Annotated in this window: 22 protein-coding genes; 16 read left to right on the top strand and 6 right to left on the bottom strand. The window is 43.6% G+C overall.

Features of this window, described 5'->3' with window-relative positions; genetic code table 11:
• Positions 1-56: 56 nt before the first annotated feature.
• Positions 57-620, top strand: coding sequence for a DUF4256 domain-containing protein (locus GL182_RS13925; protein ID WP_163380292.1), 564 nt, complete (start codon positions 57-59; stop codon positions 618-620).
• Between the two features lie 54 nt (positions 621-674).
• Here the strand turns inward: GL182_RS13925 and GL182_RS13920 are convergent, their stop codons facing one another.
• Entirely contained in the window at positions 675-3407 is a 2733-nt protein-coding gene (locus GL182_RS13920) for a putative LPS assembly protein LptD (RefSeq protein WP_163380462.1), read from the bottom strand.
• A gap of 99 nt (positions 3408-3506) precedes the next feature.
• Here GL182_RS13920 and GL182_RS13915 point away from each other — a divergent pair, with 99 nt between their 5' ends.
• Both GL182_RS13915 and GL182_RS13910 read left to right on the top strand, forming a co-directional pair.
• Positions 3507-4307: an N-acetylmuramoyl-L-alanine amidase gene (locus GL182_RS13915; RefSeq protein WP_163380291.1), complete on the top strand. Its 801-nt coding sequence runs from the start codon at positions 3507-3509 to the stop codon at positions 4305-4307.
• Positions 4308-4418: 111 nt separating this feature from the next.
• Positions 4419-5267, top strand: a complete 849-nt coding sequence (locus GL182_RS13910; RefSeq protein WP_163380290.1) for a transglutaminase-like domain-containing protein — start codon at positions 4419-4421, stop codon at positions 5265-5267.
• Here GL182_RS13910 and GL182_RS13905 read toward each other — a convergent pair.
• Entirely contained in the window at positions 5264-5842 is a 579-nt protein-coding gene (locus GL182_RS13905; protein WP_163380289.1) for a ubiquitin carboxyl-hydrolase, read from the bottom strand. The genes GL182_RS13910 and GL182_RS13905 overlap by 4 nt on opposite strands.
• A 35-nt stretch (positions 5843-5877) precedes the next feature.
• Positions 5878-6507 carry a 4'-phosphopantetheinyl transferase family protein gene (locus GL182_RS13900; protein WP_163380288.1) on the bottom strand — a complete coding sequence of 210 codons (630 nt, stop codon included), beginning with the start codon at positions 6505-6507 and terminating at the stop codon, positions 5878-5880.
• Positions 6508-6550: 43 nt separating this feature from the next.
• Here GL182_RS13900 and GL182_RS13895 point away from each other — a divergent pair, with 43 nt between their 5' ends.
• Genes GL182_RS13895 through GL182_RS13880 form a run of 4 tightly spaced genes read left to right on the top strand, consistent with a single transcriptional unit; the run spans position 6551 to position 9197 of the window.
• Positions 6551-7465, top strand: a complete 915-nt coding sequence (locus GL182_RS13895; protein ID WP_163380287.1) for a WD40 repeat domain-containing protein — start codon at positions 6551-6553, stop codon at positions 7463-7465.
• Between the two features lie 39 nt (positions 7466-7504).
• Positions 7505-8359, top strand: a complete 855-nt coding sequence (locus tag GL182_RS13890) for a DivIVA domain-containing protein (RefSeq protein ID WP_163380286.1) — start codon at positions 7505-7507, stop codon at positions 8357-8359.
• Positions 8359-8724, top strand: a complete 366-nt coding sequence (gene folB, locus GL182_RS13885; RefSeq protein WP_163380285.1) for a dihydroneopterin aldolase — start codon at positions 8359-8361, stop codon at positions 8722-8724. The genes GL182_RS13890 and folB overlap by 1 nt, the downstream gene beginning before the upstream one ends.
• An 11-nt stretch (positions 8725-8735) precedes the next feature.
• Positions 8736-9197, top strand: a complete 462-nt coding sequence (locus tag GL182_RS13880) for a DUF4268 domain-containing protein (protein ID WP_163380284.1) — start codon at positions 8736-8738, stop codon at positions 9195-9197.
• Between the two features lie 45 nt (positions 9198-9242).
• Here the strand turns inward: GL182_RS13880 and GL182_RS13875 are convergent, their stop codons facing one another.
• On the bottom strand, positions 9243-9557 hold the full coding sequence (locus GL182_RS13875) for a HesB/IscA family protein (RefSeq protein ID WP_163380283.1): 315 nt from the start codon (positions 9555-9557) through the stop codon (positions 9243-9245).
• A 111-nt stretch (positions 9558-9668) separates the two neighbouring features.
• On the opposite strand from GL182_RS13875, the gene GL182_RS13870 reads away from it, so the two are divergent.
• The 8 genes from GL182_RS13870 (at position 9669) to GL182_RS13835 (ending at position 16733) form a co-directional block, all read left to right on the top strand.
• Positions 9669-10190 (top strand): hypothetical protein, encoded by a 522-nt coding sequence (locus GL182_RS13870; protein ID WP_163380282.1) that lies wholly within the window; start codon positions 9669-9671, stop codon positions 10188-10190.
• 26 nt (positions 10191-10216) lie between these two features.
• Positions 10217-10633 (top strand): YkvA family protein, encoded by a 417-nt coding sequence (locus GL182_RS13865; protein WP_163380281.1) that lies wholly within the window; start codon positions 10217-10219, stop codon positions 10631-10633.
• Positions 10630-11355, top strand: coding sequence for an oxidoreductase (locus GL182_RS13860; protein WP_163380280.1), 726 nt, complete (start codon positions 10630-10632; stop codon positions 11353-11355). The genes GL182_RS13865 and GL182_RS13860 overlap by 4 nt, the downstream gene beginning before the upstream one ends.
• Positions 11352-11804 (top strand): D-aminoacyl-tRNA deacylase, encoded by a 453-nt coding sequence (gene dtd, locus GL182_RS13855; protein WP_163380279.1) that lies wholly within the window; start codon positions 11352-11354, stop codon positions 11802-11804. Before GL182_RS13860 ends, dtd begins: the two co-directional genes overlap by 4 nt.
• Positions 11805-11880: 76 nt before the next feature.
• A complete protein-coding gene (locus GL182_RS13850; protein WP_163380278.1) occupies positions 11881-13401 on the top strand; it encodes an ATP-binding cassette domain-containing protein in 1521 nt (506 codons plus the stop codon).
• Positions 13398-13724 carry a nucleotide pyrophosphohydrolase gene (locus GL182_RS13845; protein ID WP_163380277.1) on the top strand — a complete coding sequence of 109 codons (327 nt, stop codon included), beginning with the start codon at positions 13398-13400 and terminating at the stop codon, positions 13722-13724. Before GL182_RS13850 ends, GL182_RS13845 begins: the two co-directional genes overlap by 4 nt.
• Before the next feature lie 330 nt (positions 13725-14054).
• Positions 14055-15134, top strand: a complete 1080-nt coding sequence (locus tag GL182_RS13840) for a family 43 glycosylhydrolase (protein WP_240469839.1) — start codon at positions 14055-14057, stop codon at positions 15132-15134.
• 24 nt (positions 15135-15158) lie between these two features.
• The gene (locus GL182_RS13835) at positions 15159-16733 is read left to right on the top strand and encodes a glycoside hydrolase family 43 protein (RefSeq protein WP_163380276.1); all 1575 of its coding nucleotides are present in this window, start codon (positions 15159-15161) and stop codon (positions 16731-16733) included.
• A gap of 331 nt (positions 16734-17064) precedes the next feature.
• Here the strand turns inward: GL182_RS13835 and GL182_RS13830 are convergent, their stop codons facing one another.
• The gene (locus tag GL182_RS13830) at positions 17065-21645 is read right to left on the bottom strand and encodes a malectin domain-containing carbohydrate-binding protein (RefSeq protein ID WP_163380275.1); all 4581 of its coding nucleotides are present in this window, start codon (positions 21643-21645) and stop codon (positions 17065-17067) included.
• Positions 21646-22140: 495 nt separating this feature from the next.
• The gene (locus tag GL182_RS13825) at positions 22141-22932 is read right to left on the bottom strand and encodes an MOSC domain-containing protein (RefSeq protein ID WP_163380274.1); all 792 of its coding nucleotides are present in this window, start codon (positions 22930-22932) and stop codon (positions 22141-22143) included.
• Positions 22933-23128: 196 nt separating this feature from the next.
• Here GL182_RS13825 and dnaK point away from each other — a divergent pair, with 196 nt between their 5' ends.
• Positions 23129-25066 carry a molecular chaperone DnaK gene (gene dnaK / locus GL182_RS13820; protein ID WP_163380273.1) on the top strand — a complete coding sequence of 646 codons (1938 nt, stop codon included), beginning with the start codon at positions 23129-23131 and terminating at the stop codon, positions 25064-25066.
• The last annotated feature ends 45 nt before the right edge of the window (positions 25067-25111 follow it).

Raw genomic sequence — 25111 nt, 5'->3', positions numbered from 1 at the left:
AGATTTTGTTAAAAGATTTTTGTAAGAAAATAGCAAATAGCATCATCTGGAGGACCATGGAAAAGAACAAAACCTTGTCAGCTGAGCAAAGCAAAAAATTGCTGGAGATTCTGAAGGCTCGCTTTGAGCATAACATGCATCGGCACAAGGGCCTGAAATGGGTCAATATCAAGACTAAAATCGAGTCCAGACCTGAAAAAATGTGGGCCCTGCAGGCCATGGAGGAAACCGGGGGCGAACCAGATGTAATCGGGTTGGATGACCCTGGTCAGAACTACCTTTTTTACGATTGCTCACCAGAGAGTCCAAAAGGACGCAGAAGTCTTTGTTATGACGGGGAAGCTCTTGAATCCCGGAAAACCTATAAACCTAAAGACAGTGCCCTGGGCATGGCAATGGAAATGGGAATCAATATTTTGACGGAAGAAGAATATTTTACCCTACAACAATTCGGGAATTTCGACACCAAAACTTCCAGCTGGCTTGCTACCCCCAAAGACATAAGAGTGCTTGGAGGAGCAATTTTTGGGGATTTCCGGTTCGGGAGAGTTTTCATTTACCACAATGGTGCGGAGTCCTACTATGGAGCGAGAGGATTTCGGGGTTCATTAAGGGTTTAAACCTGAAAGCTGGGGATAAGGGTCGTATAATAAACGGATGTTCCGGAGTGTCACTTAAAAGCTATCAAAGAATGACCTTCTTCTGGATACCTTTAGGTCCCTCAAGATATTTGATTTTACCCGGATATCGATGTTGTAGGAGGTAAAACGGCCAAAAGGAACCCAGTTTACATTCATCTGCCAGCAGTGCAGGTCACGGGCAATCCCGATCATGGTTTGGGTGATCCTGGCAGCAGCCACATCATAGCCGGAATTAAAATTGATTTTCCATTTGTCTGAAAGGCTCAGGTCACCTGAAATATTGATGGCCTGGGTGATATTGGTAGTGCCGGCAGCAGCTTTATTGTAACTCAGGTTATATCCAAAGGTCATGTTCCAGGGAATGGACCAGTCAATGTATTGGCTGGGATCATTGGCTATCCTATTGATTTCGTTTTCTACAAAATCGTTCATCTGCCCTCCCTGGTTCAGAAATTCGTTGGTGAGCTCATCCTGCACTTCGCCCGGAGATTTTTCTGTTTTGCTGGGGTTGATACTGCCATTGATATTGAGAGATGCCCGGCGGATCGTGCCCAGTCCTTGTCCCCTTCTCCAGGCAAAATCATTGACTCTTCTGGTCACCTGTCTTTCTCCGCTCTGGAAGGTCCCGGTGGCATAAGGATCAAAATTGGCACTCATGTTGACGGATAATTTGTTTTGGAACAGGGATGTTCGGGTATTGAAATTCAGAGGGGCCAGGTTAAAGGAATCTACGGCAAAGTTATAGCTGGTGGACACATTCAAGGTTTGAAGTATGGGTACTTTTTTTGTTTCGGCCTCCGTGGTATCGCTTTCTGTTCTTACCTTGGCTTCCACTACATTGCGGATATTGATACTAAGGGACTTGGATTCTCCCATGGGTGCGCCGCCATAGATGAACCCCTGGTACCTGGAAAGCCTTTGAATGCGGCCCTCTGCGTTGGTTTGTACTTCCTGGTAATACCCGTATTTGGGGTCTGAGAAATCAGGCGTGCTGGTAAAACCAAAAGTAGGCTGCATGTGGTGCCTGATGGCTTCAATTTTCGATCCTTTTTTAAAGGTATAAAATCCGTATATATTGGTGGATAGGTTAAAAGAGGAATTGTAATAATTGACGCGGTTGAAGCCGCTTTCTAAAATGCGGTCCAGCCGCTCTTCAGAAGGATTGTAATAATAGTTGATCCGGTCCAGGTACCATAGCTCTGTAAAGTTCATGGAAGCGGTACCGGTAAAAAATCGAAAAAGGCTGAAATTTGAGGATATGGGTACGGTATGTCTGAAGCCATTATCTGCGTCCCGGAGCAGTTGAGGCAAATTAGCAAAAGTAAAGGGCAGTACATCCGGAGCATTGGGCTGGCCCAACTCTTCAATTTGTTGCTGCAAGTCGGGGTCTACCCCGAGCTCAGGGGTAATCCTGTTATTGATTGAGTTTTGTGCATTAAAATTCCAGGCAATGTTCAATGTTTTTAGCGGCTCGAACCTGATATTCCTAAAGGGGTTTTGACGGTTCATGTTGACGGCCACATCTGGTAATAACAGGTTTACTTCGTCAGTGACCTGGTTTTGAGAATGCCGCAGGTTGGCTGACATGCTGAAAGGCGTGCCCGTAAAGGTTTTGCTGTAAGAAATATTGGAGGAAAAATCCGATTGTTGGTTTTGCTGGAAATTTCCCTGATTCAGGATATTGTCGTTATAGGATTTCGTTCCGAAATTGGCAGAGGCTGAAAACCTTGAATTGCCCCTGGATTCGGGGGTGTGATTCCATCTGAACCAAAAAGCATCGTATTCCAGAGGTTGTTCTGCGGTTTCAGGACTTTGAAATTTCTGGTAGTCTATGTTCAAGCCGCCCTTAAATCTGTATCTCTTGTTATAAACCGAAGCTGTTTTGGCACCATAACCACCTTTGGAGAAAATCTCTCCCGTAACACGGGTATGCACATAATCATTAAAAGCAAAATAGTAGCCAAAATCCCGGAGGAAAAAACCCCGTCTTTGTTCTTCCCCATAGGAAGGGAAAATGATCCCGGAGGTTTTCTCTTCCGGTGTATCAGGAATAATCCCAAAGGGCAATCCCAGGGGGGTGGGGATATTATTAAAATACAGGTTAAAAGGGCCAGAGATTACATGTTTGCCCCGGACCGATTTAATTTTCGAAGAGGAAATGTGCCAATGAGGTTCTACCAGATCGCAGGTGGTATAAAAGCCTTTGTTAAGGTAAACCGATCCGTCTTTGGTTTTTTTGACGGTTTCTCCCCTGAGCAGCCCTTCATCCTGTTGGGTGACCACATCAGAAATGATGGCTTTTTGGCTTTCGAAATTGTAGCGCATCTTTTTTCTGATCTCATAAATGCTTTCTCCTTCCTTGAATACAGGGGTTCCCTGTACCACGCCCGTACTGTCTTCCAGACCGGAGGCATAAAGCTCACTTTTCTCCCAGTCTATAATGATATAATCGGCATCCAGCCGGATATTTCCGTATTCAAACCAAGCCCCTTTATATAAATAAACCTTATTTTGAGTAAAATCTGAAACGATACTGTCTTCGGCGTAATAATTGATAGTTGTGGTAATATCGCCAATTTCCTGGTTGATGGCAGAGTCAAGATCAGCCGTGGAAATATTTAGTATGCTATCGGGCAAAGTGGGAAGCAGGGTGTCTGCTTTTGCATCAGGCCTAATTAAGGTGTCTGGAGCAGTCAGTTCAATTTCAGAGGAGCCGATTTTCCCGGTTTCCTGCCCAAAGGAAGCCTGCCCAAAAAGCATGGCCATAACTATGGAAAGAAAAGCGAGCTTAATATTATGCACTGATAATTTCTGTTTGCTTTAAAAATTTCTAATTTTTGCGTAAAGTTAACGTTATTAACGTTTATGAAACGAACCAGGCTGAAAAATATTCTTATAATTTCCCTGCTCTCCATGACCTTTGTTTTTGTGGGTTTTATACCCACCGGAGAGAGAAGTGCAGAGTTTAAACTCAGGCGCATCGTTATAGATGCAGGGCATGGAGGCAAAGATCCGGGAACTGTCGGGAAAATATCCCGGGAAAAGGATGTAGCCCTGGCCCTGGCCTTGAAGGTTGGCGCTTATGTACAGGATTTGTTGCCCGAGGTAGAGGTCATATATACGCGGAAGACCGATAAATTTATTGAGCTCAAAGAAAGGGCCAATATTGCCAACAGAAACAGGGCAGATCTATTTATATCCATTCATTGCAATGCGACATCTTCCACCCGGGTGCATGGTACGGAGACCTTTGTTATGGGAAATAAGAATTTTGATGCCAATTTTGAAATTGTCAAACGGGAAAATGCGGTGATTCTTTTAGAAGATGACTACCAGGAGAATTATGAGGGATTTGATCCCCAATCGCCGGAATCCTACATGATGTTTAACCTGATGCAAAGGGCCTATTTTTCAAATAGCCTTTCCCTGGCAGAAAAAATCGAAAGGGACTTTTCTACCCGTGTCAACAGGTATTCCAGAGGGGTGAAGCAGGCTCCTTTTTATGTGCTCTGGACCACGAGCATGCCCAGTGTGCTGATTGAGGCTGGATTTCTTTCCAATCTTAGCGAGGAGCGGTACCTCAATAGCAAAAATGGGCAGACCTATGTGGCTTCAGGGATATTCAGGGCCATCAAAGCCTATAAAGAAGAAATTGAATCTCTCTGATATTATGGGAATCCCCACCAACTTGTTGAAAGCACAGGGGGATGGGAAGGAAGCCTGTTTTTTAATTAAAATTCGGTAACTTTAGGATACCATAAGTGAGTAATTGATCAAATGGATAACCAACTAACTGATAAAGAATTGAATGCTTTGATTTCCCTTTTGGATGATACGGACCAGGAGATCAAGGCCCATGTGCGGGGAAAGATCATTTCTTTGGGGAACGATGTCATCCCCTATCTGGAAAACAAATGGGAAAGCTCCTTCAACCCTGAAGTACAAAAGGAGATCGAAGAGTTGGTCCACGAATTACAGATCAACCTGCTCAGAAAGAGGCTCTTTGATTGGAAAAATTCGGAAGAGCAGGAATTGTTGGAGGGTTTATGGATCATCAATACCTATCTTTATCCGGAGTTGGAATTTGAGCAACTGAATGCGGTGATGCAGCAGATCTACTTTAATGTCTGGACCAATTTCAAAAATGAATTTTCTGTTTACGATAAGATCAAATTGATCAATAACGTACTGTTCAATGATCTGAAGTTTTCTGCCAATACCAAAAATTTTCATAGTCCGGGCAATAGCATGATCAGAACGGTTTTGGAAACCAAAAAAGGCAATCCCATTAGTTTGTGTTCTGTATATCTCCTGGTAGCCAGAAAGCTGGGGCTGCCCATTTACGGAGTAAACCTGCCCAACCTGTTTGTGCTTACCTATCAGTCCGGAAAATTTAAATTTTACATCAATGCATTCAATAAGGGCCTGATTTTTACCAAACAAGATATCAATAATTACCTGGAACACCTTAAACTGGAGCCCAAACCCTCTTATTTCGGACCCTGTGAAAACATGGATATTATCCGAAGGACCCTTAGGAATCTCATTTTTGCTTTCGATAAAATCGGTGAAGTGGACAAGGCGGAAGAAATCAAGGGATTGTTGCAGATAATAGACAAGGACTAATTTTTCAGACGGATATTACAACCCACGGCGCGGGTGATGGCAGGGCTGGGCCTTTTTTTGGACAGGATATCCCGGAGGGCATTGTCCAGGTAATGTACGGTGGCGCTGGAAGCAGATTGGGCATTGTTGTCAATGGCCCCCTGATAAGCAATGGAGTATCCTGTAGGTCCGGATGAGATGAGCACTACTTCCGGAATTTTTCTGACACTTGTTTGTTGGGTGAAAGCCTGATCATTATCCATTAAAAAAGGAATTCCTGAATCCCTTGCCCATGTCAAAGTAGCCATTTGCTCCTTGCTTTCATCCGTCTGGCCGGCATGGGGGTTTACCAGCATGAAAATTACATTCTGGCCGCTGTATTTTTGATGCAGGGCCAGGATCCGGTCTTCGTACAGTTTGGCATAAGGGCAAGTCAGGCTTGTAAATACAAAAACCATGGTAGTGGAAGATGGATGACGTGCAGTGGAAAAAGTTTTTCCAGAAAAGGCATCTACCAATTCTACGTTAGAAACCTGCTGGCCAATAGCCAGGGAAGACACAAGAAAAAAAAGCATAAAACACCTTACATACTTCATAGAACAAGCTGTTTTATTAACAAATATAGGAAAAATCACCAAATGGTATAGGTAAGGATCATATCATTTTCAGTCAAGACCTTTACTGCATAGTGGTGATCAGCAAAATCGGTCCCACGGATTTTCCCTTTTATCACCCGGTCACTGCAGGTAAAGGGCTGGAGCAGTATGTTTTGGCGAAGACTGATACCCTTTCTGCCCTGGCATTTGAAGATGGTTTCCTTTACCGACCAGGCCAAGGTGTACAGGTAGGGATCTTTGTCCAGAAAGTCCATTTCTGTGGCATCCAGGTATTTTGGACCCAGGGGAACAGTTTTCTCCCGGACCTTTTCCAGATCGATGCCTACGGGGATTTCTTTATGAAAAATGGCTCCGGAAAAATCTCCATGGTGGGTAAGGGAGACATACCCGTAGCCGTCCATCGCATGGGATTTACCGTGTGGGTCTTTGTAAAATCCCGGATAAGGAAGATTAATATGGTCCAGGGCAGATTTAATGGCCAGCCTGGCACCTTTCCATTCTTTTCTTTTTTGGGGATGCCCGATATTGGCCAGGGAAAGTTTTTCCCTAAAACTCAAAAAGTCCATGGGACTGTTTTCGGATTCATGAATATTGTTGATAGCAAAAGCAGATAAAGGGCTAATTTTTTCTATTTTTGTTTGCATGGTTACTCAAAATGAGCTGGGTGATAAATACATGATGCAATATATGCCAAAAATTCAAGTAAATAAACTCCACACATTAAGCGGGCATAACCATTCTGTTTTTGCACTTTCGGAGGGATTGGCTCCCCATCATTTTTATACCGCATCCGGAGACGGAATGGTGGTAGAATGGGATCTCCGGGAGCCTAAAGATGGCTTATTACTTGCAAAGTTGCCCCGTTCGGTTTATGCCTTAACAGTAGACCCCAAAAGAAATTTACTTTTCATTGGGCAGAATTTTGAGGGGGTTCATGCCATTGATCTTGTCAGTAAAAAGGAGGTATGGTCCCTTAAAATCACTGCCAATGCCATATATGATATGAAGGTGGTAGGTGACCTGTTGTTGGTAGCTACCGGAGATGGTGTGCTGGTGGTTTTGAATATAGAAGCCCAATCTCCGGTAAAGCATTTGAAAATCAGTGATCAACACCTGAGGGTGCTGGCCATAGATCCAGTCAGGAACCAATTTAGCGTTGGAGCCAGCGATCACCAGATCAAAGTATTTGACTTTGAGGGTTGGAAGCCGGTAGCCAAGCTCGAAGGACACAGCAACTCCGTCTTTGCCCTGCAATATTCTATGGATGGTAAGATGCTGATCAGTGGAGGTAGAGATGCGCGGTTGAAATTTTGGAATATTGCCGATTTTAAGGAAAAGACGAGCATTGCAGCGCACATGTATGCCATCAATTACCTATCTTTTCGGGATGATGGCAGGTATTTTGTAACTTGTAGCATGGACAAGTCAATTAAGGTTTGGGATCCGGTGGAACGCAAGCTTCTGAAAGTAATTGATAAAGCCAGGCACGCTGGACATGGGACGTCTATAAATAAAGTGTATTGGTCTGCCTACAAAGATCAGGTAGTGGCCATCAGTGATGATCATACCGTTACCGTTTGGGATTTAGACATCAGCCAATGACTTCCGGAGAAATATTATCTGGAAAATAAAAATCGAGAAATGAAAATAACACCCTTGGATATTCGCCAGAAAACCTTTGAAAAAAAAATCAGGGGTTACGATAAAGATGAAGTTGCTGCATTTTTAAGCTACCTGTCCCAGGAATGGGAAAAGCTGGTGGAGGAAAAAAATGCATTGAGGCTCAAATACGAACAAGCTGAAAAAGAGGCTTCGAAACTCCGGGAGGTGGAGCAATCCCTTTTTAAAACACTTAAAACAGCCGAAGATACCGGTGCCAGCATCATTGAACAAGCCAATAAAACGGCAGAACTGATTCTGAAAGAGGCCCAAATGAATGCTGATGCACTTAGTGCAGAATCCAGGGGTAATGCAAAAAATATCGTAGAGCAAGCCGAATCACAGGCTAAAAATATCATGGAAGACCTGAAAGAGGATGTGCAATTGCTGGTAGACAATTATGAGAAATTGCAGGTACAGCGAGACTACTTGCTGAAGCACCTTAAAAAAACGGCGACCGAGACACTGGAGAATGTAAAAACGGTGCAGGATGGGTTCAATGAAATTGATGCGGTAGCACATACCAGACTGGTCAAGGATATTCAGCGGAAGGATAAGTACTATAATTCTATGAGTAAGCCTCCCCTGGAATCTGGCTCAGGGACGAGCAAGGAAGATGTATCCAACACGTATACCTGGGATAAACCGGATGCCGGAGAAGCTCCCATAGAGCAAAAAGAAAAAGATGAAGGCGGTATCCCAAGCGGCCTCGAAAACCAGGATTCAGCCACCGAAAACGAGGAGTCTGGAGAAAAGGAGACATCAGGAAAAAATTCCCGGGCGGAAGATAAACCCCAAAATAAACAGTCAGGTTCATTTTTTGATCAATTTGAATAATGGGTAAGGTTTCATTGGAGGGCATTGAATTCCACGCTTATCATGGGGTGTTTTCGGAAGAAAAAAAACTAGGCAACCGCTTTACAGTGGATTTACATGTGCATACCGACTTCCAAAAGGCCATGCTCCATGATGACCTAAAGAAGACGGTAGACTATTTTAAATTGTACCAGATAGCCAAAGCCCACATGCAGGTACCGGTTAAATTGCTCGAACACCTCGCCCACTTGATGATACAGGATATATTGAAGGTTTATCCTGAAATCCGGAAGATCAGGGTGATCATAAAAAAGCACAACCCTGCGATTGGGGGAGTAGTCAATTATTCCGTAGTTGAAGTAAACTATCCGCAGGATTACGATTAAACCGATTGTCCATGTATAGCAAAAATCAGGTTAGCCAGATGAAACAGGAATTTTGGACAGCTTTCGGATGGTATATGAAACCTGTCCCTTCAGCTGAGGGTCCTCCGGTAAATTGGAAAAACTATAAAACCGGTATCCGGCACCTTTACTTTCGGATGAAGGCGGAAAGAGATTTTGCTTCCATTTCCATAGAAATTCAACACCCGGATGCCGATATCGGTGAGTTGCTTTATGAGCAATTGTTTGAACTGAAGCATATACTGGAAATGGAGTTGGGAGAGACCTGGAGCTGGATGACAAAGGAACAGGATGACCTGGATCAATACAGGTATACGGTTGAAAAAAAGCTGGAAATGGTCAATGTTCTCGAAAAAAAATACTGGCCGGAGATTATTTCTTTTTTGAAGCCCAGAATCATAGGACTGGATGCCTTTTGGGCCACTGCCAGGTATGGTTTCGAAGGATTGGTTTGACAACTGATTATTGATGGCCGGGTCATTCATCCTTTTGATAAGGTGTCACTTATCATGTCTTTCAGGAATATCAGGATTGCTAAACACAAAGCCCCTGGCCTCATTGCTTTCGTGAAAATCTACTTGCATACCCATTAGAAACATGACGTGCCTTTTTTCTACGAGCACTGATAAGCCACCGACAGAAAATTGCTGGTCCCCTTCCCTCGACTGGTCAAAACCCAGGACGAAGGAGACTCCCCCACAACCCCCACCTTTGATGCCGACCCTCAGGGCGTATTCCTTCGGGATGTTTTTGGAAGTCATGATGTTTTTGATTTCATTCAGGGCCTGGGCTGTTATTTTTATTGGTACCAACATGTTTTGAAAATGTCAATCAAGTGTGAAAGGTTCCAAAATTAATGGAGAAAATAGTTGTTGCATAGCATAACTTGCCATTATTTTGGATATTGTGGTTCAAAACATCAAACAATGGAATACCTTACAGAGCTTTTGAAAATTGTACTCCCTGCAGGACTGGTCATTTATGGCATGTTTATCATTACGGTATCATTTTTGAAGAAAGAAAAAGAGATGAAATGGGTGGACATCAAAACCAAAAACACCGAGTTGCTGCTACCCCTACGTTTACAGGCCGGCGAGCGATTGTGCTTATTATTAGAGCGTATTTCCCCAAACAATTTAATCAGGAGGGTCAATGAACCTGGTTTTACAGCAGGGGAATTGCATGGCAGATTGATTGAAGAAATACGAAATGAATTCAATCACAACCTTTCTCAGCAGGTATATTTCACAGATGATTCCTGGGAGTCTGTCCGAACGGCTGTTGAACAAACCATTTCCCTGGTAAACCGATCCTATCAGGAAGTGGAGGGAGATGAAAAGAGCCTTGAACTGGCCAAAAAAATTTTCCAGGCCGCCCTGGCTCAGGAAAAGGACATTATCGGACAGGCTTTACGAAATATAAAAGATGAAATACGGATTTATTTTTGATTCCCTTACTAATTGGATAAGAAATTATGGATGCAAATTATGAGGAGCAAAACCTTTTTGAAAAGGTGAAAGCTATCTACATGAACCGGGCGATGCATATTGCCAGTACGGAGAAGAAATTACATGCCTTGCTGGAGAAAGCCAGCCTGAAGTGGCAGGAACTTTCCCAAAACCCCACCTTTGCTCAGGTGAAATTTCAGGTGGAGGTATTTATCCGAATGATCAGGTCGCACTTAAACAAAAAATATTCCGGGCTTTCCAACCGGTCTTTGGGCTTGCTGGCATTGGGATTATTTTATTTTGCTTTACCGACTGATCTAATTCCCGATTTTATTCCCTTCATAGGTTATGTGGATGACATAACCGTGCTGCTGGCCATCTTTAAAAGTTTACAGTCCGATATTGCACGATTTCTGGACTGGGAAAGGGATCAACAAGCATGAGCAGGAAAATCGCAATTGTATCCGGTTCATCCGGATTGGTAGGTATGAAACTGCTCCATCAGCTTTTTCAAAACCCTGAGTTTGATTGGGTGATTTCTTTTGGGCGACGTTACCTGGCCCTCAAACACCATAAATTGGTGCAAGTGAAAGTGGATTTTGGAGATCTGGATCAGGAAGATGTAAAAGAGCAAATCAGGAATCAGAATATGGGTGGGGATTTCCAGCCCCTGATCAAGGCATTGGACTCAGGAAATGCCCGGCCCCTGGCCTTTTGCAGCCTGGGAACTACGATAAAACAGGCCGGATCAAAAGAAAATTTTTATCGCATAGACCATGATTATGTAATTCATTTTGCCAGAATGGCTTTGCGACTAGGGGTGAAGCGGTTTTTATATGTGAGTGCCCTAGGAGCAGATGCGCAATCGTCCATTTATTACAATAAGGTGAAAGGTGAGGTAGAGAACGATTTAAAAAGAATGGATTTTGATTATGTGGGTATTTTTCAGCCTTCCTTGCTATTGGGAGAGCGGAAGGAAAACCGATTGGGTGAGGAAGTGGCCAAGGTTTTGATGAGGGGAGTTACTTTCCTGGGACTTTTCAAAAAATACAAACCCATTTATGACCATCAGGTAGCGAAGGCCATGGTAAAAAGATCTTTAAATGGAGAAATTTCGGGCAATGAGACCGTTACGTCTTCAGAAATGCATACCATGACAGAATGATTGCCGTAATACAACGTGTAAAACAAGCTGCTGTAAGTATCGCAGGAATAGAGAAAGCAGCCATTGGTACCGGTTTGATGGTTTTGCTGGGGATAGCCGATTCCGATTCCGATGAGGATATTTCCTGGATTTGCCGCAAAATGGTCAATATGCGAATTTTTCCTGATGAGGATGGCGTTATGAACAGGAGCATCCTTGATAAAGAAGGAGATATTTTGCTCATCAGTCAGTTTACATTGCATGCCAGTACTAAAAAGGGAAACCGCCCCTCTTATATCAAGGCAGCTAAGCCTGATACCGCCATTCCCCTGTACGAAAGCTGCATCAGGGAATTGTCCATTCAGTTGGGGAAGCCTGTGGCTACCGGTGAATTTGGGGCGAACATGCAGGTGTCGTTAATCAATGATGGTCCGGTGACCATTATTATTGATTCCAAAAATAAAATGTAACTGTTATCATGATAGCTAAAGCTACGTATATAAATTTATCCCCCGGTTTTTTCAGGAGCCGAAAGAATAATTAATCATGGACCATTACCAGGAGGACGATTTTTTAGTAATTAAAAATGCAAGGGTAAGTTACTTTGGAAAGACTTTGTTTCAGGATTTGAACTTCAGGGTGAAAAATGGAGATTCCTGGGCAATATTGGGGGCATCCGGTAAGGAAAGGACCGCATTTCTTGAAACCCTGCTGGGCCGGACATCTCTGGTAGAAGGGCAAATTACAAGGCCCTTTGCCCATGCTTATCAGGAAGAACAGCGCCAAAGGGGCCAGGTGAACAGCTTCAGGGATTTGGTGGCTTTTATTTCACAAAAATATACCTTCAAAGACAAATCCAATCAACAAAACTTCTATTATCAGCAGCGTTTCAATAGCTCGGAGTCTGAGGAAACGGAAACAGTAGGAGACTATTTGTCCCGGGTAGAAAGCAGGAGAGATGGCCCATGGAACATGGAAAGGGTAATCCGACTTTTTGATCTCGATCAGTTTAAAAATAAATCACTGATCAAACTCTCCAATGGAGAAACCAGACGGCTGGCCATGGCTGTTGCCCTACTGAAAAACCCGCGACTTTTTCTAATGGACATGCCCTTAACAGGCCTGGATGTGCAAACCAGAGAGAAATTTGATAAGGTGTTGCAAGCCATAATGGCATCCGGAGTACAGGTGATCATGTCCACTACAGCCAGGGAAATCCCTGCTTCCATTCAGCATTGGGCCTGGATAGGGGAAGGGAGATTGCAAACCATTCAGAATAAGGAGGAATTGATGCAAAGGGAATCAGTCCATTCGCAGCATTTTTCGGAGACACCTTTCCAGGGCTTGCTAAAAAAAGTAAACCAGGAGGGCAAGCTTTCTTCAGTCATCCTGATGGAGGATGTATCCATCCAATATGGCAACAGCAGGCTTCTGGATAAAGTAAACTGGCAGGTGCGCCCCGGTGAAAAATGGCTGGTCAAGGGACATAACGGGGCAGGAAAATCTACTTTGATCAGTTTGATATTAGGAGAAAACCCCCAGTCCTATGCCAATGACATTACCTTATTCAATCGGAAAAGAGGAACGGGAGAGAGCATTTGGGAGGTCAAAAAACCCACGGGATTTGTTTCTTCTGACCTGGCCAGGTTTTTCCCTTCCAATCAAACTTGCAGAAAAGTGGTCTTATCCGGATTCTTTGATACCATGGGTCTTTTTAAAAAAACCAGTTCTGATCAGGAGGCTTTGGCAGATGCCTGGTTGAAGGCCTTGCAGCTGTCTCATATTGGAGCATTAAGGCTGCAGCAGGTAAGTCTGGAGGAGCAGAGATTCTGCCTTCTGGCCAGGGCCATGATCAAAAATCCCAGGTTACTGGTCTTGGATGAGGCCTCCCAGGGAATGGATGAAGAACAACGCATCAGGTTTCGGTGGCTGGTAGACCATTTTTGTGAGCAAACCGGGATGACCCTTTTGTTTGTAAGTCACTATAAAGAGGACGTGCCGGACTGTATAGACCAGGTCCTTGAATTAAACCAGGGAAAGGCCATTCAAAAAAACGTATCATTATGAGCATTGCAGAAGCACAGGAAAAAGTAGATCAGTGGATCCGCAGTCATGGGGTCCGGTACTTCAATGAATTGACCAATATGGCCATCCTGACCGAGGAAGTGGGGGAGGTGGCCCGTATCATGGCCCGGAAATACGGTGAACAATCCTTTAAGGAAAGCGATAAGGATAAGGAATTGGCTGATGAAATGGCGGATGTACTTTGGGTATTGATTTGTCTGGCGAATCAGACGGGAGTGGATCTTACCAGCGCGTTGGAAAAAAACTTTGAAAAGAAAACCACCCGGGATAAAGACAGGCACAAAAATAACGAGAAATTGGGATGAAGATTTTTGTCCGGGAAATCCAGGTGCGGATTGGTTCGGTCTTTTGTTTGAATGGTTACCTGCGTTAGGTACGGTCGGACTTTCCATTAATGCTGGTTTTCTCCGTTTATTTCAACGGCTTTATACCCATAAAAAAATGCCGGTTAGGGATCAGAAATTTACCTTTCCAAAAATTTCAAAAAATAGGAAAAAGCCCGCCGATGAATTTCCTTTGAAGAGGGGTGATGTATAGGGCGGAAAATGTTTCTCCGGGCTCCGGATTATTGAAAAGGAAGACCGGTTGCGTTAGGTTAGTGATAGTAATAAATCTCTAAAATCTATGAAAGCACCATGATTGATTTCTTTATTTCTTACTTGTATTCCAGGCAATTTCCAGGGAAGCCAATTTTTTGGCTGTTATTCATTACTTTACTGATGCTGAACGGATGCATGGGATATTCTCAGGAAGCTACCTTCAGCAATCCCATCCGAGATGGTGCAGATCCCTGGGTTTTTCAAAAAGGGGAAGGGTATTATTATTGTGCTTCCGTGGGTGGAGGTATTGCCATTTCCAGATCGTCGAAGCTTACCCATCATGGGGACTTTCAGAAAGTATGGGATTCACCTGCTCAGGGGTGGAATGCGGCTAATATATGGGCACCTGAATTACATTTTATAGCTGGTCATTGGTACATTTATTACGCTGCAGGGGAAAAGCCGGGAGGACCTTTTATCCACCAAAAATCAGGCGTATTAAAATCACACGGAGAGGACCCTTTTGGCCCCTATGAGGATTTGGGCATGTTGTACACCGGAGATGACATCAATGATCCCGAATCAGCAAAGTGGGCCATTGACCTTACTCCTTTTGAACATGAGGGGCAACTTTATGCCATCTGGTCAGGTTGGGAGGATGACAGGCACACGGACCGAACACCCCAACACCTTTACATTGCCAAAATGAGTGATCCAGCCACCATCAGCAGCAACCGGGTGAAGCTTTCCTCGCCGAAAGAAAGCTGGGAAACCGGAGGAGAACTGGACCTTAACGAAGGACCACAGGTGTTGAAAAATGGGGAGCGGACTTTTGTCATTTACTCCACCAGGGAGTCCTGGTTAAAGGAGTATCGGCTTGGACAACTGACCTTGATTACACCCGGGTCAAACCCAATGATTCCTGAAAATTGGAAAAAAAGCGGGCCTGTATTTTCAGGCACTGCAGCGGTTTACGGTGTAGGGCATTTTAGTTTTGCCAGCTCGCCGGACGGATCCGAAGAATGGATACTTTACCATTCCAAAAAGAGCACTGAGCCAGGATGGGACAGGAATATCAGGCTGCAGCCTTTCCAATGGAAAGTGGATGGAAGCCCGGATTTTGGTACTCCCGTACCTGTAGGCCTGCCATTGAACGTACCCTCTGGAGAGAAATAGTTAAAATATAAAAGAAGAAACTGCATGAAATCGATTTTCTATTCCATCATATACTTGTTGCTGATGGCATCATGTCAGCAAAACACAACCAAGGATAACCATGAATCTGCCGGGAACCTTCTATCCAGGACCATCGTCAATCCGGTGTTACCCGGTGACCGGCCTGATCCTACAGTCATACAAGTTGGGGAAGAATTCTATGCTTCCACTACTTCCAATGAGTGGGCTCCCTTGTTTCCTATATATAATTCTTCAGATTTGCAGGAATGGGAGTTGGTCAATTACGTTTTTCCAGATAGGGCACCCGAATGGGCAAAAAACAACTTTTGGGCCCCTGAGCTTTCCTATGATAAAGCGCAGGGTAAAATTTATGCTTATTACACGGCACGGGACAAAAGCAGCAACCGCCTGAGTGTGGCGGTGGCAAGCTCAGATTCTCCTACTGGTATTTTCGAAGATCACGGCCCGCTTGTAGCTCAGGAATTTGGTTCTATAGATGCCTATGAAGTCAGGGACTATGAGGGTAAAATTTATGTATTGTGGAAGGAGGATGGAAATAGTCAGGGCCTTCCTACACCCATTTGGGCACAGGAAATCAATGCCCAGCGCACTCATTTGCTCGGCCAGCCGGTAGTGCTTTTCAAGAATGATCAGCCCTGGGAAAAGAACCTGGTTGAGGGTGTCAGCGTGTTTAAGGAAAACGGGTATTTCTATGCGACATATGCTGCAGGTGCCTGTTGTGATAGAGCATGCAATTATCAGACCGGGGTAGCCAGGTCGGAAAAATTATTGGGCCCTTGGGAAAAGTATGAGGGCAACCCTATTTTGACAGATAATGAGGACTGGCATTGTGCCGGGCATGGAACGGTCCTAAAAGTAAATGAGGAACATTTTATGCTATACCATGCCTATAATACTGAGGGCTCTGTTTTTGTTGGGAGAGAAGGAGTATTGGAGAAATTAGTGTGGAGAGACGATCAATGGCCTGTTTTTGAGAACAAGGCCACCTATACCAGAGGAAAGGGAATGATTGATTTCGATGATGATTTTCAACAGGGACTCCACCCTTTATGGCAATGGCGGGTCACCCAGGATATTGTTTTTGAAACCGGTGAGAATGGGCTGATACTGGAAGCGTCTGAAGATAACGAGAATATGGGTAGTTTGCTGGTACAAAGCACCAAATCTACCGATTATGCGTTAGAAAGCACCATTAATGTGGACCAATCCGATGCCAAAGGCGGAATTTTGCTGGTGGGTGCAGCCAACAATGGTTTTGGTGCTCCCATTGCAGGAATAGGTATTGCTGTAGGAAAGAGTGGCTTGGAACTTTTTGAAGCGAGGGATCAGGAAGAAACGATCCTGTACCAAAAGGAATTGGATTCAAAAGGATTGATAACCATAAAAATGGAAGTGGCTGCGGGTCATCTTTTAAGTTTTGCGTACAAAACCGAACAGGGATCGTGGGAATCTATTGGTGAGGAGCTTGATGCCAACCACCTGGTCCCTTGGGGAATGGGGTTTAGATTGGGGATGTTTGCAAAAGGAAAGGAAAACCAGTCAGTAAATTTCATTCAAACAAGCATTACCAACCATTAAAAATGATTTTAAAAATGATTTTTTTTATTCCCAATAGGGCACTGATTTACCAACCTGTGTTTGGGATTATAGCACCCGATATATGCATTAGGAATTCTAATTCAAGCTGAAATTACTTCAAAATCAGTCACTTCGTTGCATTTTTCAACTCCACTACAGCGTTGATAGATTCCAAACGACCTGATTTTCTTGCGATTTCAGCCTTCATAACGAAACCTAATACGGGTTGAAAGGAGAGCCCTGACCAGGAAGGAAACAATTTACCCATAAAGCAAAAAAATCCGGGCTGAACTTCAGCCCGGATTTTTTTTGGGGTTTTAATCGCCTAAGCTTATTCTACAATGAGCTTTATTTTTTTGATCCAATCCCTTCCATTCGAAACGGTCAGAACGTAAACGCCTGATTGTAATCCTTCCAATGGGATAGTATAGGTTCCAAAGCCATCAGATGCAGTTTTTGGATCTATACTTTTGACCAGAGCTCCAGAGGTGCTTTGGAGATAAATTTCACTGATAGAAACATCTCTGCCAATGGTAAGGGAAGTCTGGGAAGAAGCAGGGTTGGGGTAAACCTTTGTTTCTGAAACGAGAGATGCTTCTGATTCCATGGTATCCATATCCTGGTTTTGTTCCCCTAACCTAAGATTAGATGAGCTAGAAGTTCCTTCAGGAATCACGGCTATTCCGGATACGGTAGCGTTATTGGAGATAGCGGCCATGGAGATGTCCAGAATCCCGTCACCCACCTTTATTGATCTGAAGGTAAGGGTAGTTGGATTATTGTTGTTTTCCTTAAAGATATCAAAGTTTGATTTCACCCGATTCCCTTCAATATCTATATTAAATACCCTGTTTCCCGACTTGGCGGCAGGTCCAAATGACCCGAACCAAAGTTCATTGTGGTAGGTAATTACGGTATAGGTTCCGTTTTCTACCGGTATGCTATAGTTGAGGTTAAGTGCAAACCGCTCGGTAAGAAACATTTTGGAACCATTTACCGTGTAGTTGAAATTGATTTTGGAAGTTCCAGGATAATTGGTGTTCCTGTCGCCCACATAAGATTGGTTGTTATAAGCAGCACCGTCGTAACTGCCTGCATTCAGGAAAATGGGGCTTTGGTTTGGTTTCGTCACTCCTGGTTGCGAACTGTCCGAAGCTTTTGCAATAGATAAACCGGAAATGGTGGCATTATCCTTACTGGCATTCAAGTCCAGATTCAGCGCGCCATCGGTAACCACTACATTCTCAAATGTCAATACCGTTGGAGCATTTCCTTTTTCTGCATAGATATCGAAATTGTCTTTTTTGAGTTCACCTTCGATAGAGATATCAAATACCCGTCTTCCTGCAGCTGATGCCGGTCCGTAAGATCCAAACCACAGTTCATTGTGATAAGTTTTTACCTGATAGGTTCCATTTTCCAGGGGAATCCGGATACTCATGTTTTTAGCATACCTCTCTGTCTGGAAAAGGGGATCATCGGATACCGTACCGTTGAAATTAGCTGTATGACTGGTGAAATAACTGGTTTTGTAATCGGAAACAAAAGTTTTTCCATCATGGGAGACATCGTCTCTACTACCTGCATTGATCATCAGGAAGTCTGAATAACCGGTTAGTTCTTCATTTCCTGCGGAAGGCACGCCCTCAGTTAAATCCGAGGGGATGCTAATTGGGTTCTCGCTGATGACAATTCCCGAAATGGAGGCATTGTCTGCTGATGCTGCAAAATCCAAATTTAATACACCATCCGAAACCTTTACGCCTGAGAACGACAATACCAACGGTTTGTTTTGGTTTTCCCTGTAAAGGTCAAAGTTTTCTTTGACAGTATTATTTTCCACCGTGATATCAAAAACCCTTTGTCCGGCCTCGCTGGAGGGGCCTTCTTTCCCAAACCAGAGTTCATTGTGGAATGTGTACACATAATAGGTGCCATTGGGCACGGGGATATCGTAAGAGAGGTCGGAGCCAAATCTTTCGGTCTGAAAGAGGCTGTATGGGCTGGAATTGGTGACTTCATGCACCTTGGAAGAGCTGTAGAAGTTGTTGTTTTGGTTTTCTCCTGAAAATTTCAGCCCATTCAGTTCTGCATCAGCACTTGTACCGGCATTGATAAAATAATTTGTTTCAGGTTTTGCCGTTGAGCTGGGGGCATTTATTTTTAGAGCAATAGTAGAACTAGAGGCTTCCTGACCGTTATCTGCAATAGCTACTGCAGAAATATCAAAAGATCCTGAAGGTGGGTTTTCCCAGGCAAAGGTATAGGGTGGGGAGGAAATGGAACCCAGTTTGTCTGAACCGCTGTAAAAATCTACCTGTGTGATGTCACCCTCAGTGATGGATGCTTCAGCTTCCAGCATTACTGTTTCACCTTGCGTTGAACTCGCATTGGATTCAGGTTTGGTTAGTTTAACTGTCGGACTGGCCAATTCTTTTTCAATAACCCCACTTCCACTTTTAAGCAGTAAAAGTGAAGAATAAGGTTCTATGCTCAGGGTTTGTGACAGGTATTGATTGAGGAGGCCTACGAATCCACCAGAAGTGGAAAATGTTTGTTTTTGACGGGAAGGGTTTTTTTCAAAAAGCACCTTTTCCTCTGGTTTGGTGACACTGGCCTCAACTTCGTAGAATTCTATGTTATCCATCCATAATTCCCCGCTTTCACCGGTGCCGATTTCCATCACCAGTCGGGCACTTTCCATGTCAGCCAAAGATTTAATCAAGACCTCATGTTGATCTTTTTGCCAATCGATTCCCACTTTGTGCTTATTGGAAAGGGTGTACCAGGGAGATCCGACCTGACGAAGGTAAAAGGATACAGGGATACTTTTGTTGCCGATTGCGCTAAACTTAAGCAGGTAATGTTTCCCTTTCTTTAGTGAGCCAATTCCAATGGAGGTTTGGCTTACGCCCTTGGTACTTATTTTCAGCGAGCCTCCATCTAATTTCCCTCCATCCCAGGAAGTACTACAATCGGAGCAACTCACATAATTTACATTCCGATCAAATGATCCATTAGCATACCGATTGGAGCCAATCTTCTTATTAACCTGGTAGAGATCATTTACCTGGCTTCCCGACTTGGAGTTCCAGTCCTTATTGTACATGCGCTGCCAGCCTTTCAAATCAAAAAACTTCCTGGCTTCATTGCTTGAGTTGGCATTGTACCGTACCCTGAATCTGTAATTGTCAGAAAAAGGTGCTGAATACTCGTTATAATTAAACCGGGCCAAATCGGCAACATCATCGAATAAGGTATAGATATATACAAAATTCTGAGAGGCATCCTTTGCCAGTAATTTATTGTTTTCAATGGTGGTATTGGCAAGAGGGTTGCCCATCAGGTCATTCCGTAAGAATATCAGGTTTTCTGAATCGTAGATGGTATTATTGATTACCCTTATGTTATCAGTATTATGCAAGTAGATACCTTTGGAGGTGATGTGGGCGACAGTATTTCCTGACACCTCCACATCCGTCACATTGTCATCCAGGTAAATTCCTTCAGCCTGAGGTTTGTCTACGTAGTTTTTTATGGTGGTACCTTCCTTTGCGCCAATACCGTTAATAATGATATTGTTGCTGACTTTTCTATTTTTGAAATTGTCATATTTTTGTTGATAGGTATAGATGCCGGCGCCATCATTCTTGGTCAGACAAAACCCATCAATGTAATTGGACTTGACCTGGCTATCATTCCCTCCAAACCGGATTCCAATATATCCGGTTTTCTTGATTTCATTGTACTCGATTAGATTGGCATCTCCTGTTGCAAATATGGCCAAACCAACATTATCACCACTTCTTCCGTGGCCTGGGAAAATATAGGTATTGGAAATCTTATTTCCACGTATCACGGCCCCATCCGAGATTTTGATATTCATGCCAACGTTGTTGGCATGGTTTACCTCAGAATTTTCAACGACCAGATCGGAGACCCCCGCCAGGAACATACCATCTTCTCCGGAATTATCGATTTTACAATTAATGATTTTTATGTCACTTCCTCCTTCAAATTGAAAGGCGTTCCTATTTGCGCCTTTGAAATGGAGATTTTCAAAATTAACATACCGGGCTGACCCTGTACTTCGAACGATAAAATCAAAGGTGCTGACTTCCACTTTGGTAGAACCGGGGTTGCTACCGAAATAAACCCGTAACTTTCTTTGGGAGGTATTGTAATACCATTCTCCATACCGGTCCAGGGTGCTGGGGTGATCCTGGATGAAATACCCGTAACCTGGCCTTGGTTCATAGGAAGAATCCGGATTAGAAGCGTAATTCAGGGTGTTGCCGGAATGGGAGGTAATCCGGTGCCTGTCTGTAATCCAATAAACTTTTCTCAAAACAACCTCTCCTCCTGTCCAATTTGGGCTGGAAGAAAGTTGGTAATCAGTTATCGCACGATTTCCCGAATGAGAATCGTAAGTTAAATATCCTTTATTGCTGGTGTTGGAATTGGGATACCTGCCCATTTCCTGTGGGGTATCGTTTATAGCTACCATATTTACCTTATGGCTCGGCAACCTGCTGTCGGCCGCTTCATATACGCCATTCCCTACCGATTGCCAATTAGAAAGGCTTACAAAAGAAGTAAGGACAGGGTCGGGGCCAGAACCATAGGCTCCAAAAGTAATCGGGGCACCTGCTCTGCCGGATTCATTGATCAAAATGGAGCCGTAAAAAACATCTCCCCTACGGAAATAGACTTTGTCTCCGGGGCTTAAACTGGGAATAATAGCATTCAGTTTATTGATGGATTTCCATGGAGTGTTTGCATTTTGTGCTTGTGATGAACTTCTGGAGTCATCGCCGGTTTCGCTGGAGAAATAGTAATTGGCTGCGCTTACCTGCAGGCCAAATAACAATAAAGAGCAACACAGGATTAGTTTTGATAAAACTGTATTCATTGAAAATTAATTTGGTTGGTGTTTGTATATGTATGGTTTTTTCTAAATCAAAGTTATCCCACTCTTTGCCTGGATGATTAAGGCATACCAATTTACTGCAGTTTGAAATTACACATCAAACCCTATCAAAAACCTCCTCTGCCGGTTGTAATTATTAACTACTTGAAACTAAGTACTTTGGTAGTATTATGGGTAATTAAGTTGGTCACTTTTAGTTCCAATGATCTAAATTTCATGCCAAATGTAAGCAAAGTTTTCATTTCATGCTCCTTCCAAATCAGCCCTCATGTATTCAATTTACACAATTGTAGGTATAAGAAATTTCGTACTTAAAATTCAGCATCTAATATTAACAAAAATGTATTTAAGATACTATTAATGAGTGGATAAAAAATAAATTTTGACATTTTTTTCAACCTGAGACTAAAAAAAACGCAACAAAGAAATGGATTGTGCCCCCAAAGTGTATAAATGTTACACAATTATTGTCAAGATTTACAAAAGTATGTTGTCTCCTACAGCTAATTTACCCCTGTTCAAGGCGATGAGATTCTGTCCAAAAAAGATTTTTTCTCCACTTTTTCTATATTGCGATAAGGTATATAAAGGCTCTTTCCCTTTCTTCCCCGTGTTCTGATCTATAGTTGTAAGGACACATCTTGCACAAGGTTTTGTCGACTTGAATTTCACCTGACCGATGGTAAACCGATCCCAGGCCTCTTCTGCAAATGCAGGGCCACCAGAAAAAACGATGTTGGGCCGGAATCGTTCCATGGGTACCGGTGTGTCCAGCCTGCTATTGAGATCATCCAGGGAAGATTGACCGATAATAAGATATGGCATGCTGTCAGCAAAACTCACATGTTCCCTGTTGACCTGATATTTTTCCTTAATCCAGCGCTTTTCACCCCTGCCCATCTTTACCAGCTGGCAATCCATGTGGAGCAGGTCCGAAAACCATTCGTCCACCTCTGGTCCCGGAAGGGAAGCTTCCAGCTGGTCCTCCCATATGCTAACTTGTTTCTTTTTCCCTGAATCCATTATAAAAGGTAAGCGGAAAAAGGCATTTGTATCATACTTGTGACTCAGAAGCAGCTGATCTTTTTCCAAATTTACCTGAATGAGAGCCATCTCAGGATGAGTTCTCTGGCTCAGGAATTTCCCCTGTTTGTCTACCAGCATCCATTGTCTGTCGTATTGAAAGCCAGTAATTTCTACCTGACTGCTGCTTAGTGATAGGCCTGCGAGGGATTTGATGGGATATACATGGATGGCACTGACTTGCATGACTGAGAGGATTCAGGGATAGGGGATAGCTAATGCTTACGGATTTGGAAAATTAATTAAAAATGCTGACATATCTAATCCGAAAACTGTCATGTATTATGACAATGTGGCATTAAATTTTTCATTCATTCACTTGGCACATTGGTTGTTGTTCAAGTTTTGTAACTAAAACGAAAACGACAAAATAAATATAATTATGGGAAAAATTATTGGTATAGACTTGGGTACGACCAACTCTTGCGTTGCGGTAATGGAAGGTAGTGAGCCCGTGGTCATTCAAAACAGTGAAGGTAGAAGGACAACACCTTCTATCGTGGCATTTTTGGACAACGGAAATGGAGAGAGGAAAGTAGGTGATCCCGCCAAAAGGCAGGCCATTACCAATCCTGCAAATACCATATCCTCTGTAAAAAGATTTATGGGAAAGAAATTCTCTGAAATTTCGGAAGAAAGAAAACATGCCTCTTATAAGGTAGATCAGGGATCTAATGATACCGTGGCTATAAAAATAGGAGACAGGTCTTATACTCCTCAGGAACTTTCGGCCATGATCCTTCAGAAAATGAAATCTACAGCGGAAGATTTTCTGGGTCAGGAAGTGACAGAAGCAGTAATTACTGTTCCTGCCTATTTTAATGATTCAGAGCGACAAGCGACAAAGGAGGCCGGTCAGATTGCGGGCCTTGATGTAAAAAGGATTATCAATGAGCCTACTGCTGCTGCCCTGGCATATGGTCTGGACAAGAAAAACAAAGACATGAAGATTGCGGTCTATGACCTGGGCGGTGGTACTTTTGATATTTCCGTCCTGGAATTAGGAGATGGCGTCTTTGAAGTAAAATCTACCAACGGTGATGTGCACCTGGGTGGAGATGACTTTGACCAGGTAATCATCAACTGGCTGGCTGATGAATTTAAGGCAGAAGAGGATATTGACCTTAGGAAAGATCCCATGGCGCTGCAAAGATTGAAAGAAGCCGCAGAAAAAGCCAAGATTGAACTTTCAAGTTCTTCCAGTACAGAAATCAACCTGCCTTATATTACAGCTACCCAATCCGGGCCAAAACACCTGGTAAGGAACCTGTCCAGGGCCAAGTTTGAGCAACTTTCGGATGATTTGGTCAGAAGATCAATGGATCCTGTCAGAAAAGCCATTGCTGATTCGGGTTTATCCCCTTCTGATATTGATGAGGTAATCCTCGTAGGAGGCTCCACCAGAATCCCGAAAATCCAGGAAGAAGTAGAAAAATACTTTGGCAAGAAGCCATCTAAGGGTGTAAATCCGGATGAAGTGGTTGCCATCGGTGCGGCCATACAAGGTGGCGTACTGACCGGTGAGGTGAAGGATGTATTGCTTTTGGACGTTACGCCATTGTCTCTGGGTATCGAGACCATGGGAGGGGTTTTCACCAAACTCATAGAGTCCAATACTACCATTCCAACCAAAAAGTCAGAGGTGTTTTCCACAGCGGCGGATAACCAGCCTGCAGTAGATATCCATGTGCTTCAGGGGGAAAGATCCATGGCCAAAGACAACAGGGCTATTGGAAGGTTCCAGCTGACAGACATACCACCTGCTCCCAGGGGAGTACCACAAATTGAAGTGACTTTCGATATTGATGCCAACGGTATTTTGAATGTATCAGCTAAGGATAAGGGTACCGGCAAGGAGCAAAAAATCAAGATTGAAGCTTCTTCAGGTCTTTCTCAGGAAGAAATCGACAGGATGAAGAAAGAAGCAGAGGCCAATGCAGCCACTGACAAGGTGGAAAAAGAGAAGATTGATAAAATCAATCAGGCAGATAGTTTGATTTTCCAGACCGAAAAACAGTTGAAGGAATTCGGAGATAAACTCTCTGAAGGAAACAAAACGGCTGTAAACGAGGCCCTGGAAAAACTGAAGGCCGCTCACCAGAGTCAGGACCTTGCAGCGATTGATGCAGGTATGGAAGCTCTGAATGCTGCCTGGAGTGCTGCTTCGCAGGAGATGTACAATGCCACTCAGGGTGCAGAAGGTGCTGCCGGACAGGGCGGTCCTGCGGGTGGAGCAGCTGAAGGAGCTGGTGACGCTGCTTCCGGAGATGGTGTTTCCGATGTGGATTATGAAGAAGTGAATGAGGAAGACAAAAAGTAACCCTCATTTAGTCTGGCACAGATAAAATCAAATGATGGCGTCTTC

The sequence above is a fragment of the Cyclobacterium sp. SYSU L10401 genome, assembly GCF_010993705.1.
Lineage (GTDB): Bacteria > Bacteroidota > Bacteroidia > Cytophagales > Cyclobacteriaceae > Cyclobacterium.
Note: the sequence above shows the minus strand (reverse complement) of the source record. Positions and strands in the feature narration are given on the sequence as shown.